This window comes from Corynebacterium sp. 20-84 (assembly GCF_053479455.1).
Genome location: NZ_JBRBCB010000007.1, coordinates 93,742 through 110,427, shown reverse-complemented (window position 1 = coordinate 110,427; position 16,686 = coordinate 93,742). Strand labels below are relative to the sequence as shown.

Genomic DNA, 16,686 nt, shown 5'->3' with positions numbered 1-16,686 from the left:
CCTTGTCTTCCCCTTCACTATTTCTCGGTGCGAGCCTTGATCGCTTCACCGTGGGCGGGAAGCTGCTCGTCGCCGGACAAGGTGACGATGTGCGGCCCGACTTCGGCGAGAGCTTTCTCGTCGTATTCGATGATGTTGACTGGGCGCAGGAATGTGTGGGTGGACAGTCCCGGGGTGAAACGTGCTGTGCCAGACGTGGGCAGCACGTGGTTCGAGCCTGCGATGTAGTCCCCCAACGGCACCGGGGAGAATGGTCCGACGAAGATCGCGCCGGCGTGCGTGATCTTCCTTGCCACATCGGCGGCATTGCGTGTGTGGATCTCGAGGTGCTCTGCAGCATACGCATCGGCAACAGCGATACCTGCGGCGAGATCGTCGACGAGAATGATGCCGGACTGCTTCCCGCCAAGCGCTGTCGCCGCACGGTCGGCGTTGAGGGTCTGCGCTGCTCGCGCGTCGATCTCCTTGTCGACGGCGGCTGCGAGTTCCTCCGAATCCGTGATCAGCACCGACGCGGCATTCTCATCGTGCTCTGCCTGAGAGATCAGATCCACGGCGACAAGGACCGGGTCCGCGGAATCGTCCGCGAGCACAGCGATCTCGCTCGGCCCCGCTTCTGCATCGATCCCGACTACCCCGTTGACCACGCGTTTCGCCGCAGCAACGAAGACATTGCCGGGGCCGGTGACCATGTCGACAGGCTCGAGGTTCTCTGCGTCGTCGCCATAGGCCATGAGGCCGACCGCCTGCGCACCGCCGACAGCCCAGACTTCATCCACACCGAGCATCGCGCACGCCGCGAGGATCGTCGGGTGCGGCCATCCACCGTGTTCCGCCTGCGGCGGGCTGCACACCACGAGCGATTCTGCTCCTGCTTCCTGTGCCGGAATAGCATTCATGAGCACCGACGATGGGTAGACCGCCTTGCCGCCCGGCACGTAGAGGCCGACGCGTTCCACTGGGAGGAAGACCTCGGTGACCGTGGCTCCGTCGGCCACGTTGGTAGTGTGCTCAGACGGTTTCTGTGCGGCGTGGACTGCACGGATCCGCGCAATCGCCTCTTCCAGAGCGGCGCGGAGCTCACCGCCAAGATCCTCAACGCAGCGGGCGATGACCTCGTCCGGCACCCGCACAGTCTCGGGACGGATCGAATCGAATTTCTCGCCGTAGTCGAGCGCCGCTGTTGCGCCTCCCTGCTTCACGTCCTCAATGATCGGAGTGACAGTGGGAACCACCGATGCAATATCCATGCCGCCCCGGGGCAGAACCCGGCGCAGCTCGGATGTCGAAGGAGTGCGTCCACGAAGATCAATCACATTGAGCATGGCGCTCATCATATTCGGCGTCACGCGGCGCCGGGCCACTTCCCACCGATGAAACCGCGCCGAGCCAATACGCCAACGCCGCCACGAACGGCCCCGCGAGCCACGCGGGCCCCGGGCGCAGGACCGGCACAAAGGTCAGTGTCTGCCCCGGCTCCACATCATGGGGATCAGGTACTCCGTGGTACAGCTCCGCGGACCAGGTGCCGAGAATAAATAACGTCCAGCTTGAAAACGCCGCCACGGCAATGGTGAACAGCATCCGCCCGATCCCCGCGCGTTTTCCCGCGGTCAGAAAAGCCACTACGCCGATCAATAGACCCAGCAGTGTGGTCAGAAGAACGAAGCCGACAAAAGAAATGAACTCGACACTATCGGCGTTCAACGCCGGGTCGATCCGTGCGCCGCCATCATCGACGGTGGCGGAATAGCCCGGACGAGTAAGGCCCCACACGCCGCCGACAAGCGCGGCGATGGTGCCCCCAAGCGCAACAAGCCCCGCGCCCCAGCCGAAAGGCCGGGAAATACGCGGGGAATGACTTAGTTGCACACCTTCCACTGGTCGCCCTCGCGCTGGAAGCGCTGGACGCCAGACTCGGTCTGGCCGTTGGTATTGACGGTCACGGTGGCGGAGGCGGAGTCGCCATCCACTCGAACGTCACTAAGCTCCGCTTGGGTCTGCGGGACCGGCGGCAACGGGCGGCCCGCAGCTCGCGCTGCGTCGACGGCCTGCTGCATCTCGCGCTCAGTCTGCTCGAGGGAGGTGCCGCGGCCTGCCAGCTCCTGGTTGGTCTGGTCGACGACCTTCTGGCAGGAGTTCTCCATGATCACGCGGGACCAGGAGACAAGATCCTTCGGGTTGTAGATCTTGTTCATCGTGTCGGTCATGCCCTTGACGTCTGACTCGCTGGCCTGCTGGCCACCCTCAACCGGCTTCGCCTCAACGGTCGGCAGCGTGCCGTCCTCGAACGGGTTGACCACCCCAGCTGCGCCCTCATTCGGCACGCCCTGCGCCGCAGGGTCGTTTTCCGGCTTCGGTGCGTCCTCAGGCTTGGACTCCTCGTCCTTGTTGTCCTTTTCCTTGTCCTTGTCGTCGTCCTTCTTCTCCTTATCGTCCGCAGGCTTCTCAGCCTCCGGATCGACAGTGACGACATTGGTCTCGGTGGCCATGCCCTCGGCGACATTCTCGTCCTCGTTGGACCCGCAGGCAGCAAGAGCCAAAGGTGCGATCAGAATAGCTGCCGCGACCGTCTTCTTCGGAGCGATGGTCAACGTCATAAAAGAAGTCTCCTCAAACTGTTCCGTTATCCGAAGCCCTCTTCGAAACAGTGGGGCCTACCGATGTCCCCGGCGAAAGCCACCGCGTCATGTGACGCGGGAACATCTTTGATAACGCGTATTGCTTAGTGTTGCTTTCAGTGCACATCAGATCATAGCAACGGCCACGTGATTCCCATTAACTGTGGGACGTTGAAGATGCCATGAACTAGCTGTGAGAATGGCCGGGGAGCTGCGTGTACGCTGTTATAGCATGCAACTGTCCCGCCCGGTGATCGCCCGAGCAGCCGTGGAGATCTTGGATTCCTACGGTCTCGCCGATGTTTCCATGCGCCGGGTCGCCACGTCCTTGGGCGTCGCACCGGGTGCCTTGTACTGGCATATCGACAGCAAACAAGCACTCATCGCCGCGATGGCCGACGAGATCATCGCCCCTGTGCTCATATCCCCGCACCCCGGGCCCAGAGAATTCTGCGCGGCTCTGCGCGAGGCGCTTTTATCGCATATCGACGGCGCCGATGTGGTCTCCACCGCCGCGTCCCAGGCCGACTCCCCTGTCTTTCCCGCATTGCTCGACGGAATACGAGCGAGCTTTGCCGGGGACCCGCCTGAGTCGGCGGCCGCCGGACTGCTCTATCTCACCTTGGGCGCCACGAGCCTTCACCAAGCTGGCACACAACTGCGAGAAATAACTGCAGGTGACAAGCAGGTTCTTTATGGTTCGGCCGAGCAGGTCGATGCTGCTGTGGATCTCCTTCTCGCAGGGCTCGACGCGGACCCGCACTAGGTGCATCACGCACCCCGATTTCTATTAACATCGGGTCTCATGACAAATCCGAGCGCGAATGAGCAGACCATCCAGGTGTGGCCTGGATCCTCCTACCCCCTGGGATCTACATACGACGGTGCTGGCACCAATTTCGCCATCTTTTCCAACGTCGCCGAGAAGGTGGAGCTCTGCCTGATCGACCGTGAAGAAAATGAAGTGCGCGTCAACCTCGAAGAGGTGGACAACCATGTCTGGCACGCCTACCTGCCGGGCGTCCTGCCTGGCCAGCGCTACGGATACCGCGTCCACGGCCCGTGGGACCCAGAAAACGGCAAGCGCTGCGATCCGTCCAAGCTCTTGGTCGACCCGTACGCCCGCGCATTCGACGGTGAATTCGACGGACATTCGTCCTTATTCTCTTACGACATTCACGCCGAGGAGCCGGGCACCGGACGCAACGAGGAGGACTCGCTCGGCCACACGATGAAGTCTGTGGTGATCAACCCGTTCTTCGACTGGGGCGATGACAGGTCTCCGCGCATTCCGGAGAACGACGCGATCATTTACGAGCTGCATGTCAAAGGTATGACGCAGCTGCACCCGGATGTGCCGGAAGATCTCCGCGGCACCTACGCCGGGCTTGCCCACCCGAGCGTCATTTCCTATTTGAAGGACCTCGGGGTGACCTCGGTGGAGCTCATGCCGGTCCACCAGTTCCTGCAGGACGATCGTCTGCGTGACCTCGGCCTCCGCAACTACTGGGGTTACAACACCTTCGGCTTTTTCGCGCCGCACCAGGACTACGCGGCCAGCAAGAAGCCGGGCGACGCTGTCGCCGAGTTCAAGGGCATGGTCCGTGCCTACCACGAAGCGGGCATGGAGGTCATCCTCGACGTCGTGTACAACCACACGGCAGAAGGCAACCACATGGGCCCGACGATCGCCTTCCGCGGCATCGACAACGAGGCGTACTACCGGCTTGTCGACGGCGACCGGTTCCACTACATGGACTACACCGGCACCGGTAACTCGCTGAACGTCCGCGACCCGCACTCTTTGCAGCTGATCATGGATTCGCTGCGCTATTGGGTCTCCGAGATGCGCGTCGATGGTTTCCGCTTCGACCTCGCATCCACCCTGGCCCGCGAGTTCTCGGATGTGGACCGTCTGGCTACCTTCTTCGACTTGGTGCAGCAGGACCCGATCGTGTCCCAGGTCAAGCTCATCGCCGAGCCGTGGGATGTGGGCGAGAACGGCTACCAGGTGGGCAATTTCCCGCCGCTGTGGCGTGAGTGGAACGGCAAGTACCGCGACACGGTGCGTGATTTCTGGCGCGGCGAACCTGCCACGCTCGGTGAGTTCGCGTCGCGTCTGACTGGTTCGTCGGACCTGTACAACCACAATGGCCGCCGCCCCACCGCGTCCATCAACTTCATCACCGCGCACGACGGTTTCACCCTCAACGACTTGGTCAGCTACAACGAGAAGCACAACGACGCGAACCAGGAGGACGGCCGCGACGGTGAGAGCCACAACCGCTCCTGGAACTGCGGTGTGGAGGGCCCGACCGACGATGAAGAGATCTTGAAGCTGCGTGCGCAGCAGCGCCGCAACTTCCTCACCACGCTGCTGCTCTCGCTGGGCACACCGATGATCGCCCACGGCGATGAATTCGCGCGCACCCAGGGCGGCAACAACAACGTGTACTGCCAGGACAACGAGACGTCCTGGATGAACTGGGACCGTCTGGAGGTGGGCGACGACCTGCACGACTTCACCAAGCGCCTGATCGCCATCCGTAAGAACCACCCGGTCTTCCGTCGTCGCCGCTTCCTCGCCGGTGGCCCGCTGGGCACTGACGCCCAGGACCGCGATGTCGCGTGGCTCACGCCCGACGGCCGAATGATGACGCAGGACGACTGGGACTTCGCTTTCGGCAAGGCGCTGCAGGCATACGTCAACGGCAGCCAGATCGCTGAGCCGGATGCACGCGGCCAGCAGGTCATCGACGATTCCTTCCTGTTGATGTTCAACGCCTTCCACGAGGACATCGAGTTCACCCTGCCGTCGAAGACCCTCGGCGCGAAGTGGGAAGTTCTCATCGACACCACCGAACCCCTCGGTCACCCGGCAGAGACCGAAGAGATCGAAGCCGGCGGCACCAAGAATGTGCCGGCGCGCTCCACCATCGTGCTCCGCCAGATCGAGCCTCCGATTTTCGACGAGAACAACGAGAACGAGGAGAACAACGAGGGCGACAAGAACAACGAAGGCGTCGAGGAGGCACAGGGCACAGATGATTAACACGCACGGTGCCCGAATTCTGGTCACCGACTCCGCGCTGGAGGTTCACCCGGATCCGCTTGAAGCCGCGTTGACCGGCACAGCAGAGGCGGTGGTGCTCCCGCTGGCGGAGGTGTCGTCGATAAGCGTGCATCCCGGCGATGACTGGGATGGCGCACGTGTCGTCATTGCTGGCGGCGCTGGTGAGACCGTCATTCGTTTCGTCCCGGGCGACGAGAAGGGGCCGGAACAGCTGCAGGCCATTGTGGATGCTGCGCGTTCGGGCAAGAAGATCAGCGCGGATAGCATTCCAGGCTTCAGCTTTGTCGCTTTCGATGTCGAAACCGCGAACCAGAATTGGGGTTCGGTCTGCCAAATGGGGCTGGTGCGAGTCATCGATGGCGAGATCGTCGAGCGTGCATCGTGGTTGTGCCGCCCGCCGGAAGGCATCGACGAGTTCGATCCGTTCAATGTCGATTGCCATGGCATCACGGCAGACGCCGTCGCCGATGAGCCCGCTGTCGGTGAGCTGTTTGAGCGATTCACGGACTTCGTCGGCGACCTGCCCGTCGTGGCGCACAATGCGTATTTCGATGCCTCCGCCATGCGCTACGCGGCGCAGGCCTCGGGCGCGAAGATTCCGCACATCACCTTCGCGTGCACGCTGGCACAGTCACGCGCCGCGGATTTGGGCGTGGCCAACCACCGTTTACCCACGGTGGCAGAGCATTTCGGTATCGCACTCGACAACCACCACGATGCCGCCGCCGATGCGGAAGCGTGCGCAGGCGTGATGCTCGGACTCGCCCGGCGCGCGGAGCACACCGGCACGCTGGCCGAATACGTCCATTCCACCGGCTTCGCCCTGGGATCCGTCGACAGCGCCCGCGTCACCCCTGTGCTCAAAGACCTCTCCGGCGCGCAGACGGCCCTGCAGTCCGCCTCCGCTGCTGAGGAGAAGAGCGAGCCGGACGAGAACGGGAGCTCCGGAAAATCCGGGCGTGGCCCTGCGCCGTGGCAGTCGGTGGCAACCCCTGACACGATCCCGGAACCGGCTGTCGATGCTGATCCGGAGTCCCCGCTGTACGAGCAGAATGTCACGCTCACCGGCGAATTCGAGCCGTTCGACAAAGGCCAGCTGTGGGACGGCATCGCTGCACGTGGCGGCCAGGTTGGCAAAAACGTGACCAAGAAGACGACGATTCTCGTCGTTGGCGAATGGGCGTCGATGACCTCCAAGGAGAAGCGCGCCCGCGAGCTGATGGAAAAGGGCCAAGAGATTGAGATTTGGCCTGCGGACAAGCTGCTGGACATTCTCGGGTTGAACGAGCAGCCCCCGTTTTAAAGAAATTTCGGCGGCGAGGGAACCGCGGGCTGGGTCAGCGCAGTCTAAAAAGGCATGAATGTCGCGCTGAATCCTGCACCACCTGCCGTTCCTACTCCTGTCGCTGTCCCTGTCCCCGTTTCCGTCCCGTCCCCGGCGTCTTCATCCGCCGGGCTGGCCGTCGCTCAGCTCCCAGCGAGTGCACTGCACGCTGTTCCCGCACCGCGGACGCGTGCTGTGAAGTCAACCGGCTGGGCGCACCCGGGTTCAACGGCCAAGCCGGCATATGTCGCGCTCTCCCGCGACCATGTGGCGTTGTTGAAAGCCCCAGACGGGCGTTTACTGACACCGCTTGATCTGGGGCACATGGAATTGAGCACGCAGCAGGCCTGGGATACCGCCGCCGACACCTTGCTGCGCACGCAGCACGACAGAATCGAATTCACGGTGCGCAACGCATCTTTCGCACTAGGGGATACAGCGCCCCGGGGCCTCGAAGTGCGAGGCGGTGCGCATCCGCCAGCAGCGTGGCTGGCGCATCCGCGGACGTTCAGAGTGCTCCACGCACATTTCACGGAGATCCTCTCCCCCGAAGCAGCACTGGTGTTTCTCACCCGCGACCACAAAGAGCTCTTTGTTCTCGACTCAGATGCGCGCCAGGTACGCGAGGAATTCCCGGCTGCTGCGGTATTCACCTATTCCTACGGCTTTCCGGTCAACCATCATGACTGCGGAAGCGGTGAGAGCGCGGCTTCATCTCACTAGTGTGTGAGGGTGTACAACACAGTGTCACGACGATAAGGAGTGTCCGCACATGCCCCGCCCGATCACCTCGACGTACAGGTTGCAGTTGCGCGGCGCGAAAGCGGACCCGGCGGGCCGAAGCTTCACCTTCGCCGATGCCGCCGCTCTCGTCCCCTACTTGAAGGAGTTAGGGGTCTCCCACCTGTACCTCTCCCCCATCTTCACGTCGTATCCGGAGTCCAACCACAATTACGACGTGACAGACCCGACCGAAGTGAACCCGGAACTCGGCGGAATCGAAGGGCTACGCCACCTAGCGGCGGAAACGCACGCGGCAGGGCTCGGTCTGATCGTGGATATTGTGCCCAATCACCTCGGTGTGGAGACACCACAGTTGAATGCCTGGTGGTGGGACGTACTCAAAAACGGGCAGGACTCGGAATTCGAGTCGTATTTCGACATCGACTGGCACGAGGACAACGGCGCAGGCGGCAAGCTGGGACTCCCTGTGCTGGGCCAGCCAGGCGACGAGGACAAATTCGAACTGACCTATCTCGACGATATCGATGAGCCGGTGCTCGCCTATTTCGACAGTTATTTCCCCCTCGCGCCGGGCTCTTTTTCCAGCCTCGACGATGATCCGCGCGAGGTCTACGAAAAGCAGAGCTACCGCCTTATGTTCTGGCGCGACGGAGTGATCTCCTACCGCCGTTTCTTCTCCGTCAACGGCCTGGCGGGCATCCGCCAGGAGGACCCGCTCATCTTCGAGCACACCCATCGCACGCTGCGCCAGATCATCGCGGAAGACCTGATCGATGGTGTCCGCGTGGACCACCCAGACGGACTCGCCGACCCATTCACCTATTTGAACCGCTTGCGGGATCTAATCGGGAAGGACCGGTGGCTGGTTGCCGAGAAGATTCTCGGCGTCACCGAACCGCTCGACCCGCGTTTGGCCGTCGACGGCACTACCGGATACGACGCGCTGCGAGAGCTCGACGGCATTTTCATTTCCCGCGACGCCGAGGATTCGTTGAGCATGCTCTCCCTCCAGCAGTCCGGCTCGACATGGGATGAAGCAGCTATCGCTGCAGCCGAGCACCAGCTCAAACGAGACGTGGCGCAGTCGGAGCTGGCCGCCGAGGTCCGACGCCTGACCCGCGCCATCCGCCGCGATAATTTCTCCACGGCCGGCGCGGACGTGACCGACGAGGACCTGGAACGCACTGTCATCGACCTCGTCGCCGCTATGCCGGTTTACCGCGCGGACTATATCTCCCTATCCCGCCAGACGTCGACGATCGTGGCGGACATGGTGCGACGCTTCCCGTCGCGCCGCGGAGCACTCGATCTGATCTCTGCGGCGTTTCTTGCGAACGGCGAAGCCAAGACACGCTTCGCCCAGGTCTGCGGTGCCGTCATGGCAAAGGGCGTGGAGGACACGCTGTTTTATCGGGCCTGCCGCCTCGTCGCGCTCCAGGAGGTCGGTGGTGCGCCCGGCCGGTTCGGGGTCTCGGCTGCGGAATTCCACCTGCTCCAGCAGGAGCGTGCGATGCTGTGGCCGCACGCCATGACGTCGCTGAGCACCCACGACACGAAGCGCAGCGAGGACACACGCGCCCGCATCATCGAGCTCACCGAGCGCCACAAGGATTTCGCGGAGCTGGCCCAGCAGATCAGCGCCCTGGTCCCCGCGCCTGACGATGCGACGGCGCATTTCCTCCTCCAGAACATCATCGGCATCTGGCCGACCGACGGCAGCACCGACACCATCCGCGAGCGCCTCAAGGACTACGCCGTCAAAGCAGTGCGCGAAGCTGGTGTGCACACGTCGTGGTTCGACAACGAGGAGCATTTCGAACGGACAATCACGGACTGGGTCGACGCGCTTATCGACGGCCCCGCCGCCCCCATGATCGATGACTTCCTTTGTGAGATTCACCGCGGTGCCGTGCAAGTCTCCCTCGGCCGGAAGATGCTCCAGCTCATCGGCCCCGGTATCCCAGATACCTACCAGGGCCAGGAATTCTGGGATTTGTCGCTGGTGGACCCGGACAATCGCCGCTTCGTCGATTACGTGGCCCGGGAGCAAACACTGGAACAGTTCAAGGAGGCGGCGTTGTCCGGCCGTGTCCACGCCGAATTGGCCCGGGCCCGCGACGCCGCGGCGGGCGACGAGCAGCCCGGCCTCTATCCGCATCTGGCCGGCATCATCGACCGCGCCAAGCAAGCTGTCACCCACGAGGGCGTCTACCTCCGTCGAGAGCACCCGGACATCTTCTTGGACGGTGATTACCAGGCAGTCTTCGGCGTGGGCGAGGCTGCGAGCCACCTCGTCGGCATGGCGCGGGGCACCGACGGCCTCGATGTTGTCGCGCTAGCCACCCGCCGCCCGCTCCTGCTGGAGGACCGCGGCGGATGGGGCGAGACCACCGTCACCTTGCCCGAGGGCGAGTGGACGGACCGGCTCACCGGCTCGACTTTCACGGGCACGGTCCTCGTCCGCGATGTCCTGGACGTCCTGCCGACGGCGCTACTGGTCGCTGCCCACACCGACGTGTAGCGCGGCTCAAACTTAGCCCCCCTGGACTTCAGCTTTCTAGATGTTAACCCCAGAAATGAGTTACCCCAGGTCGCGAATTTCAAGCCATTTTCGCCGACCTGGGCTAACTAAGTTTTGGGGTTCACATCCTCGCCGAGGATGCCCACATCCAGGGCTCGCCTGCTCAGTCCCAGTTCAGCGCCGACCCATCAGCCGGTCGAGTTCGCGCCGCTCCTTCTTGGTCGGGCGGCCGGCACCCCGGTCGCGCTTCGGCATGGAGTAGAAGTACTCCTTCGGCGGAGGCGGCGGCGAGTGATCGTTGTAGCAGGTCCGGGCTACAGGTGCACCGGCGCGTTTGCGAAGGGTCTGCACCACTTCATACTCGATGTCCCGGTAGTCTTTCCACGCTTTGACTCGGTCGCCCGGCACGACTTGCGTGGATGGTTTCACGGCGTTGCCGTTGAGCTTGACGTGCCCGGCGCGCACCGCGTTGGCGGCTTCGGAACGGGTCTTGTACATGCGGACGGCCCACACCCACACGTCGATGCGGACGGGGCTGCCGTCGGGTTCAGCACCAGCCACGGAATTAGTAGTTGTCCTGGTGGTTGATGATCTTCTGGATCTTGCTGTAGTTGTACAGCCCGCCGCCGACAGCGACGACCATGCCGAGGGCGAACCAAAACCAGAAGGAGGAGAAGATCAGGCCCAGCGCCACACCGCCGAGCACACCGCCACCGACGCAAGCCACTCCGTTGCGGGAGTAGCGGCGCACGGCCTGTTTACGGGCTTCGATCGGGTTATTCGGTCGGGGCTGAAGAGTCATGGGCATAAGTTTAGCGGGCGCGCTCCACCCACATTGTTCCCGCCTCGCGCGCGATTGCGTTTCCTTGAGTGACGGCGGCGAGCAGCTCATCGAAATCGTCTCGGGTTCCGGGGGCAATGGCGAGCCGGTAGCTCGCGTGCGCGCCATAGGTCACGTCGACGACGTCGATGCCGTGGGTGCGCAGTTCCGCTTCAATCCGCCCGGCATCAGCATGAGGAAGATCGACTGTGACGAGTTCGCGAAGGGATTTCTCCGCCCGTGGCACGGATTCAAGAGCTTGTGAGACAGATTCCGAATAGGCGTGGACGAGCCCGCCTGCGCCGAGTTTCACACCGCCGAAATAACGGATCACCACGGCCACAGCGGATTCGAGGCCAGAGCCGCGCAGTGCATCGAGCATCGGTTTACCGGCTGTGCCGGCAGGTTCACCGTCATCGCTGGAGCGTTCAATGGGCACGGCACCGTCGACGTGCACGATGAATGCGGAGCAGTGGTGCCGCGCATCGGGGAATTCGTGTCGTGCGCGCGCGATGACATCGCGTGCTTCTTCTTCGGTCTCAGCTCGTGCAATCCAGGTGATAAAGCGGGAGCGTTTGATCTCGATTTCGTTCACCGTCGGTTCACCCGCGACAGGCAATGAATATGTTGTCACCATCGCCGGACCATTTTACTTAGGGTTGAACACATGAAGTTCGATGCGTGGGCGGCGCAGAGCTGCGCTAGATCCTTAAACGAAGATCACCGCGAAAGTCACGATAATGGTCACGATCACGGCGGCCAGAATGAGCTGCGTCTGAACGGAGAGCTTCACCGGGGGCAGGCCCTGATCGTAGTCCTCACCGTAAGGGGCGCCATTATGAGCCTTCTGCGCCGGGGGCGCAACTTTCGGCCCGTAATTGGGCTGGGGCCGGTTCGATGGCGGCTCGGGTAGAAGCGCGTCGCCAGAGAAGGCGGCCCTTGGCTCCGGGTAGGTGTTTATGTCAGCCACTTACGCTCTCCGATCGCTTCGCGGATGTTCAGTTCGAACTGCTCGGGAGTTATCTCAACGTTGTCCGCTTCCTGCTGGACATCGATCCACTTGTTGAACAGTTCTGGAATGGTTGCTTCCGGTGCCGGGCTCTGCATCGCGAAATCGAGGGCGTGCAAGATACGCATCAGTCCAGTGCGATTGAATCCGATCCAGTTCACTTCCCCGTCCACGGCCTTGAGTGTGAGTGTGAGCTCTTCTGCGGGCCCGTACGGGCGAGCACAGAAGCCGGTGAGCCAGGCGTGGTCGATCACTGTCACCTGGCCTGGCGCAGTGCCAAGAAACAGGCGCGAAGTCGTGCACACGCATGCTGACGTGAACCCGGGAGCACTCGTGAGTGCCACCTCCAGGATTTCCTCACCAGGCCCAAGCACCTGCATGACATCGTTCACGACGGCCGGTGCGATCTGGGTGTCGCCACAGCGCTCTAACGCTTTACGCACAAACTCGTTCTCATCGACCACGTAAGGCAGGTTAACATGTGTATTGCGCGATTTTCGTCTTGTGAGGAAGGAATCCCCTGATGACCGCCATCACCGCCGCACGGTTCGAACGCCCCCGCGCCAGGGCCGAAGATATGGCAGTTGACCTGTGGGAATGGAGCACCCCGCAGCCGGACCGTCAGACGGTACTGGAGGCGGTCTTCGCCCTGCCGTACCGGGTGGGAAACGACCGGCCCGTGGACACTCCCACGTTGCCTGTAAAGAAAGATCGCGTGCAATACAAGCGCTTGCTTGAGCAGTGGTGGGGCATCACCTCGGCTGATGAAACCCGTCGAATGATGGAGATGCTCATCGCCGGCGACATGCACACCGCGTCGCTTGATGCAGTGCTGCACACAGCCGAAATGCTCACGGGTGAGTTCGCGCCGCAGGAATGGCGTTCGAAGGATTTTGCGGAGCGCCGCCGGACGATGGAGATCTTCCTGGAGCACTTGGCTATTTCCAACTGGATGGATCCGAAGCAGCTCTGGACCGACTTCGACCACTGGATAGCTGTGCGCACCCACCCTTCGTTCGCGAACGTTAACGCGCCGTCAGCCCCGGCAACGACCCGCGCTTGGGACATCATGCGGGTGGAAATGACAGGCGCGACAGCCGCGCTCGTCGGGCTCATCACCCCTGAGGAATACTCCAGCTACGCCTCGCGCGCTGTCGCCGAGCTGCAGAAGCACTTCCGGTCTTGGGGGGATGCCGCAGCCAGCTTCTGGTGGGGTCGCGCCATTTGGTCAGCCGACACCATCAGGGACAACGCAGACGACATGCAGGGTGAACTCCAGTTGTTCGACCACATTCTCACGGAAGCATTGATCGACCCGAACTCTCCCTGGCGGCGCTTCCCGCTCCACGCTTAGCCGCACCTGCCACGCAGTTTGTCTAGCTCGCGGCGCTTTTTCTTAATCGGTCTACAAGCATCGCGGTCACGCTTCGGCAAGTTTGATCTCGATCTCGCTCACCGTCAGCTCACCCGCGACAGACAATGAATATGTTGTCGCCATCGGTAGATCATTTTACTTAGGGTTGAACATATGAAGTTCGATGTGTGGGCCCCGTACGCGCACGATGTGAAAGTGGTGGTCGACGGCGTCGAGCACCCGATGCGCCGCGACGACGCGCGCACGGGTTGGTGGTTGAGCGATATCGAGAAGGTTCCAGGTCAGCGCTACGGCTTTTCGCTTTTCGACGGCGCGTCGTGGACCTCTCCCCTCCCAGACCCGCGCTCGACCCGCCAGCCTGACGGAGTGCACGGCCTGTCTGCGGTGACGGATCCCGAATTCGAGTGGTCCGACCAGCACTGGACCAACTACGAGCTCAAGGGGCAAGTGATCTACGAGCTCCACGTGGGAACGTTCAGTAAGGAGGGAACGTTCGACGGGGTCGTCGATAAGCTTGATTATCTTGTGGACCTGGGCGTGACCACGATCGAGCTGATGCCCGTCCAGCCCTTCGGCGGCGAGCGCAACTGGGGCTACGACGGTGTGGACTGGTTCGCGGTGCAGGAGAGCTACGGCGGGCCGGACGGGCTTAAACGTCTGGTCAATGCCGCGCACCGTCGCGGCGTGGGCGTGTACCTGGATGTGGTGTTCAACCACTTCGGGCCCGACGGCAATTACAACGGCCAATTCGGGCCGTACACTACGTCGGGTTCCACGGGGTGGGGTGACGTGGTCAATTTCTCCGGCGCTGATTCGGACGAGGTCCGGGCGTATGTGCTGGACGCTGTCCGCCGCTGGCTCACCGAATTCCACATCGACGGGCTGCGTCTCGACGCGGTGCACTCCTACGATGACCGCAACGCGTACTCGATCATGGAGCAGATCAACATGCTCGCCGACGAGGTGGAGGCGGAATTCGGGCCGAATCCGATCATCATCGCCGAAAGCGACCTCAATGATCCGCGGATCATCTCCGATTATTCCGTCGGTGGCTACGGCCTGGACGCGCAGTGGCTTGACGACGTCCACCATGCCCTCCACACCGTCGTCACCGGCGAAAATAACGCATATTACGAAGACTTCGGCACGATTGAGATTCTCGCGGACACGCTACGCCACGGCTTCCGCTTCCGTAACCACTACTCCAGTTTCCGCGGCCGCACCCACGGTCGTGCACTGGATCTGTCGACGATCCCGCCGTGGAAGCTGATCACCTACACCACGACGCACGACCAAGTGGGCAACCGCGCGCAGGGCGACCGCCCGTCGCAAAATCTCACGTTGGCCCAGCACGCGCTGAAAGCCGCCGTGATCTTCTTCAGCCCGTTCACGCCGATGATCTTCATGGGCGAGGAATCCTTCGCGCAGACACCGTTTCCCTTCTTCGTCTCCCACACTGACGAGAAGCTGATGCAGCTGACCCGTCAGGGACGCGCCCACGAATTCGTGCGCTACGGCTGGGACTTCGACGAGGTCCCTGATCCGGCTGATCCAGCTACTTTTGCATCAGCGAAGCTGAACTGGAATGCCAACGACGATGCCTCCGCAATGCACGAGGCGTACAAGACACTGATCACCCTGCGCCGCGAATTGAACCTCGCCCGCGAGGATCTGCGCGAGCTTGAAGTCGATCATTCCGATTCCTGGCTGACCATGGGCTACGACGATGTCTTCCTCGCGGCGAATTTCACTGACCAGCCAGTCACCGTCCCTGCGGGCGGGGAGCTCATCTACTCATTCGGCTCTCCCACTGTCACCGCCGACGAGACTCAGCTGGAGCCCTGGGGATTCGCCATCATCAGGCGCTAGCCAGTGACAATGAAATCGTATTCGGGGGTGCCCGGGAAAAGCCGGCGGCAGTCGAATGCGGCCTCCTCCATTCGCTCGAGCAGCGGGTCGAGATCGGATGCGCGGGCGAGCTCGATGCCGACGAGTGCCGCGCCGGTCTCGCGGTTGTTCTTCTTCAGATACTCGAACAACGCGATGTCGTCGTCGGGGCCGAGTACGTCGTTGAGGAAGCGACGCAGCTGGCCCGGCTCCTGCGCGAAGTTGACCAAGAAGTAGTGCTTCAGTCCCCGGTGCACCAGGGACCGTTCCATGATCTCGGCGTAGCGCAAGACATCGTTATTGCCGCCGGAAATGACGCACACAACGGTGCTGCCAGGTGTCAGGTTCACATCGGCCAACGCCGCCACTGACAGGGCGCCCGCGGGCTCCGCGATGATGCCCTCGTTCTGGTACAGGGCGAGCATGCTCGTGCACACCGCCCCTTCATCGGCTGCCACAACGTGCAAGCGCCCGAGGTTTTCCTCGATGATCTTGAAGTTCACGTCGCCGATGCGCTTGACCGCGGCACCGTCGACGAACGGGTCAATAGTCTCCAGCGTCACTGGCTCGCCGGCATCGAGCGCCGCTTGCAGCGATCGGCCGCCTGCCGGTTCCACGCCGACGACCGCGGTGCGCGGTGACATGTCTGCCAAATAGGAAGTGATGCCAGCGAGCAGTCCGCCGCCACCAACTGGGACAACGATGGAGTCGAGCGACTTGCCCAGACCCGACAGCTGGGAGACCACCTCAGCGCCCACGGTGCCCTGGCCGATCACGGTATTGCGCGCATTGAAGGGCTCGACGATGGTGGCACCGCGTGATTGTGCGTCCTTGCGCGCTGCTTCTGCCGCTTCGTCGAAGGTGTCGCCGACGAGAACAAGCTCCACATTGTCCCCGCCATGCACCTTGATGCGGTCGCGCTTCTGCTTGGGCGTGCGCTTCGGCACGAAGATCTTTCCGTCGATGCCCATCGAGCGGCACGCGTACGCGACACCCTGCGCATGGTTGCCTGCCGACGCCGCGACGACACCTGCCGCTTTTTCTTCTTCGGTGAGGTTGCTGATGTTGTAGTACGCGCCGCGGATCTTGTACGACCGCACATCCTGCAGGTCCTCGCGCTTGAAATACACCTCCACCCCGTAGGCCTGCGATAAACGCGGGCAATACTGCAACGGAGTCGGCGCAATAATGCTCGAAATGCTCGCCTGTGCCCCTTGGATGTCTGCTGCATGGACGGGTGAAAAATCAGGCGAATGTGTCATACCGAGCAATCATAGACTCACACATGGCCCCTCAAGCGCATGTGAACCGA

Annotated in this window: 16 protein-coding genes; 7 read left to right on the top strand and 9 right to left on the bottom strand. The window is 62.4% G+C overall.

Annotated elements, in window-relative coordinates:
* Positions 1–17: 17 nt before the first annotated feature.
* The 3 genes from hisD to ACUY2Y_RS06900 are packed head-to-tail and all read right to left on the bottom strand — an operon-like array spanning position 18 to position 2,600.
* Positions 18–1,325 (bottom strand): histidinol dehydrogenase, encoded by a 1,308-nt coding sequence (hisD, locus tag ACUY2Y_RS06910; RefSeq protein ID WP_448325372.1) that lies wholly within the window; start codon positions 1,323–1,325, stop codon positions 18–20.
* Positions 1,309–1,881, bottom strand: a complete 573-nt coding sequence (locus ACUY2Y_RS06905; protein WP_448325371.1) for a hypothetical protein — start codon at positions 1,879–1,881, stop codon at positions 1,309–1,311. Before ACUY2Y_RS06905 ends, hisD begins: the two co-directional genes overlap by 17 nt.
* Positions 1,863–2,600: a hypothetical protein gene (locus tag ACUY2Y_RS06900; protein ID WP_448325370.1), complete on the bottom strand. Its 738-nt coding sequence runs from the start codon at positions 2,598–2,600 to the stop codon at positions 1,863–1,865. Before ACUY2Y_RS06900 ends, ACUY2Y_RS06905 begins: the two co-directional genes overlap by 19 nt.
* A 253-nt stretch (positions 2,601–2,853) precedes the next feature.
* On the opposite strand from ACUY2Y_RS06900, the gene ACUY2Y_RS06895 reads away from it, so the two are divergent.
* Genes ACUY2Y_RS06895 through treY form a run of 5 tightly spaced genes read left to right on the top strand, consistent with a single transcriptional unit; the run spans position 2,854 to position 10,283 of the window.
* The gene (locus tag ACUY2Y_RS06895) at positions 2,854–3,387 is read left to right on the top strand and encodes a TetR family transcriptional regulator (RefSeq protein ID WP_448325369.1); all 534 of its coding nucleotides are present in this window, start codon (positions 2,854–2,856) and stop codon (positions 3,385–3,387) included.
* A 39-nt stretch (positions 3,388–3,426) separates the two neighbouring features.
* Positions 3,427–5,673, top strand: a complete 2,247-nt coding sequence (gene glgX / locus ACUY2Y_RS06890) for a glycogen debranching protein GlgX (protein ID WP_448325368.1) — start codon at positions 3,427–3,429, stop codon at positions 5,671–5,673.
* Positions 5,666–6,997: an exonuclease domain-containing protein gene (locus ACUY2Y_RS06885; RefSeq protein ID WP_448325367.1), complete on the top strand. Its 1,332-nt coding sequence runs from the start codon at positions 5,666–5,668 to the stop codon at positions 6,995–6,997. The genes glgX and ACUY2Y_RS06885 overlap by 8 nt, the downstream gene beginning before the upstream one ends.
* 54 nt (positions 6,998–7,051) lie before the next feature.
* Positions 7,052–7,741: a hypothetical protein gene (locus ACUY2Y_RS06880; protein ID WP_448325366.1), complete on the top strand. Its 690-nt coding sequence runs from the start codon at positions 7,052–7,054 to the stop codon at positions 7,739–7,741.
* Between the two features lie 49 nt (positions 7,742–7,790).
* On the top strand, positions 7,791–10,283 hold the full coding sequence (gene treY, locus ACUY2Y_RS06875; RefSeq protein WP_448325365.1) for a malto-oligosyltrehalose synthase: 2,493 nt from the start codon (positions 7,791–7,793) through the stop codon (positions 10,281–10,283).
* Between the two features lie 174 nt (positions 10,284–10,457).
* Here treY and ACUY2Y_RS06870 read toward each other — a convergent pair whose 3' ends face one another.
* The 5 genes from ACUY2Y_RS06870 to ACUY2Y_RS06850 all read right to left on the bottom strand — a co-directional run bounded on the left by ACUY2Y_RS06870 (position 10,458) and on the right by ACUY2Y_RS06850 (position 12,576).
* Entirely contained in the window at positions 10,458–10,844 is a 387-nt protein-coding gene (locus ACUY2Y_RS06870) for an RNA-binding S4 domain-containing protein (RefSeq protein WP_448325364.1), read from the bottom strand.
* A 4-nt stretch (positions 10,845–10,848) separates the two neighbouring features.
* Positions 10,849–11,085, bottom strand: a complete 237-nt coding sequence (locus ACUY2Y_RS06865) for a hypothetical protein (protein WP_210571662.1) — start codon at positions 11,083–11,085, stop codon at positions 10,849–10,851.
* A 10-nt stretch (positions 11,086–11,095) separates the two neighbouring features.
* Positions 11,096–11,740: a YigZ family protein gene (locus tag ACUY2Y_RS06860; RefSeq protein ID WP_448325363.1), complete on the bottom strand. Its 645-nt coding sequence runs from the start codon at positions 11,738–11,740 to the stop codon at positions 11,096–11,098.
* Between the two features lie 72 nt (positions 11,741–11,812).
* Positions 11,813–12,073 carry a hypothetical protein gene (locus ACUY2Y_RS06855; RefSeq protein ID WP_448325362.1) on the bottom strand — a complete coding sequence of 87 codons (261 nt, stop codon included), beginning with the start codon at positions 12,071–12,073 and terminating at the stop codon, positions 11,813–11,815.
* Entirely contained in the window at positions 12,061–12,576 is a 516-nt protein-coding gene (locus ACUY2Y_RS06850) for a hypothetical protein (RefSeq protein WP_448325361.1), read from the bottom strand. Before ACUY2Y_RS06850 ends, ACUY2Y_RS06855 begins: the two co-directional genes overlap by 13 nt.
* A 59-nt stretch (positions 12,577–12,635) precedes the next feature.
* Between ACUY2Y_RS06850 and ACUY2Y_RS06845 the strand changes: the two genes are divergently transcribed.
* Complete coding sequence (locus ACUY2Y_RS06845; protein WP_448325360.1) at positions 12,636–13,466, top strand: DUF1266 domain-containing protein; 831 nt, start codon at positions 12,636–12,638, stop codon at positions 13,464–13,466.
* A gap of 174 nt (positions 13,467–13,640) precedes the next feature.
* Positions 13,641–15,356, top strand: coding sequence for a malto-oligosyltrehalose trehalohydrolase (gene treZ / locus ACUY2Y_RS06840; RefSeq protein ID WP_448325359.1), 1,716 nt, complete (start codon positions 13,641–13,643; stop codon positions 15,354–15,356).
* On the opposite strand, the gene ilvA is transcribed toward treZ, so the two are convergent.
* Complete coding sequence (ilvA, locus tag ACUY2Y_RS06835) at positions 15,353–16,636, bottom strand: threonine ammonia-lyase IlvA (protein WP_448325358.1); 1,284 nt, start codon at positions 16,634–16,636, stop codon at positions 15,353–15,355. The genes treZ and ilvA overlap by 4 nt on opposite strands.
* Positions 16,637–16,686: the final 50 nt, after the last annotated feature.

Excerpts from the sequence above, each read along its gene's own strand:
- hisD (WP_448325372.1), bottom strand. The coding sequence starts at position 1,325 with ATGCTCAATGTGATTGATCTTCGTGGACGCACTCCTTCGACATCCGAG.
- ACUY2Y_RS06900 (WP_448325370.1), bottom strand. The coding sequence starts at position 2,600 with ATGACGTTGACCATCGCTCCGAAGAAGACGGTCGCGGCAGCTATTCTG.
- ACUY2Y_RS06895 (WP_448325369.1), top strand. The coding sequence starts at position 2,854 with ATGCAACTGTCCCGCCCGGTGATCGCCCGAGCAGCCGTGGAGATCTTG.
- glgX (WP_448325368.1), top strand. The coding sequence starts at position 3,427 with ATGACAAATCCGAGCGCGAATGAGCAGACCATCCAGGTGTGGCCTGGA.
- ACUY2Y_RS06885 (WP_448325367.1), top strand. The coding sequence starts at position 5,666 with ATGATTAACACGCACGGTGCCCGAATTCTGGTCACCGACTCCGCGCTG.
- ACUY2Y_RS06880 (WP_448325366.1), top strand. The coding sequence starts at position 7,052 with ATGAATGTCGCGCTGAATCCTGCACCACCTGCCGTTCCTACTCCTGTC.
- treY (WP_448325365.1), top strand. The coding sequence starts at position 7,791 with ATGCCCCGCCCGATCACCTCGACGTACAGGTTGCAGTTGCGCGGCGCG.
- ACUY2Y_RS06865 (WP_210571662.1), bottom strand. The coding sequence starts at position 11,085 with ATGACTCTTCAGCCCCGACCGAATAACCCGATCGAAGCCCGTAAACAG.
- ACUY2Y_RS06860 (WP_448325363.1), bottom strand. The coding sequence starts at position 11,740 with ATGGTGACAACATATTCATTGCCTGTCGCGGGTGAACCGACGGTGAAC.
- ACUY2Y_RS06845 (WP_448325360.1), top strand. The coding sequence starts at position 12,636 with ATGACCGCCATCACCGCCGCACGGTTCGAACGCCCCCGCGCCAGGGCC.
- treZ (WP_448325359.1), top strand. The coding sequence starts at position 13,641 with ATGAAGTTCGATGTGTGGGCCCCGTACGCGCACGATGTGAAAGTGGTG.
- ilvA (WP_448325358.1), bottom strand. The coding sequence starts at position 16,636 with ATGACACATTCGCCTGATTTTTCACCCGTCCATGCAGCAGACATCCAA.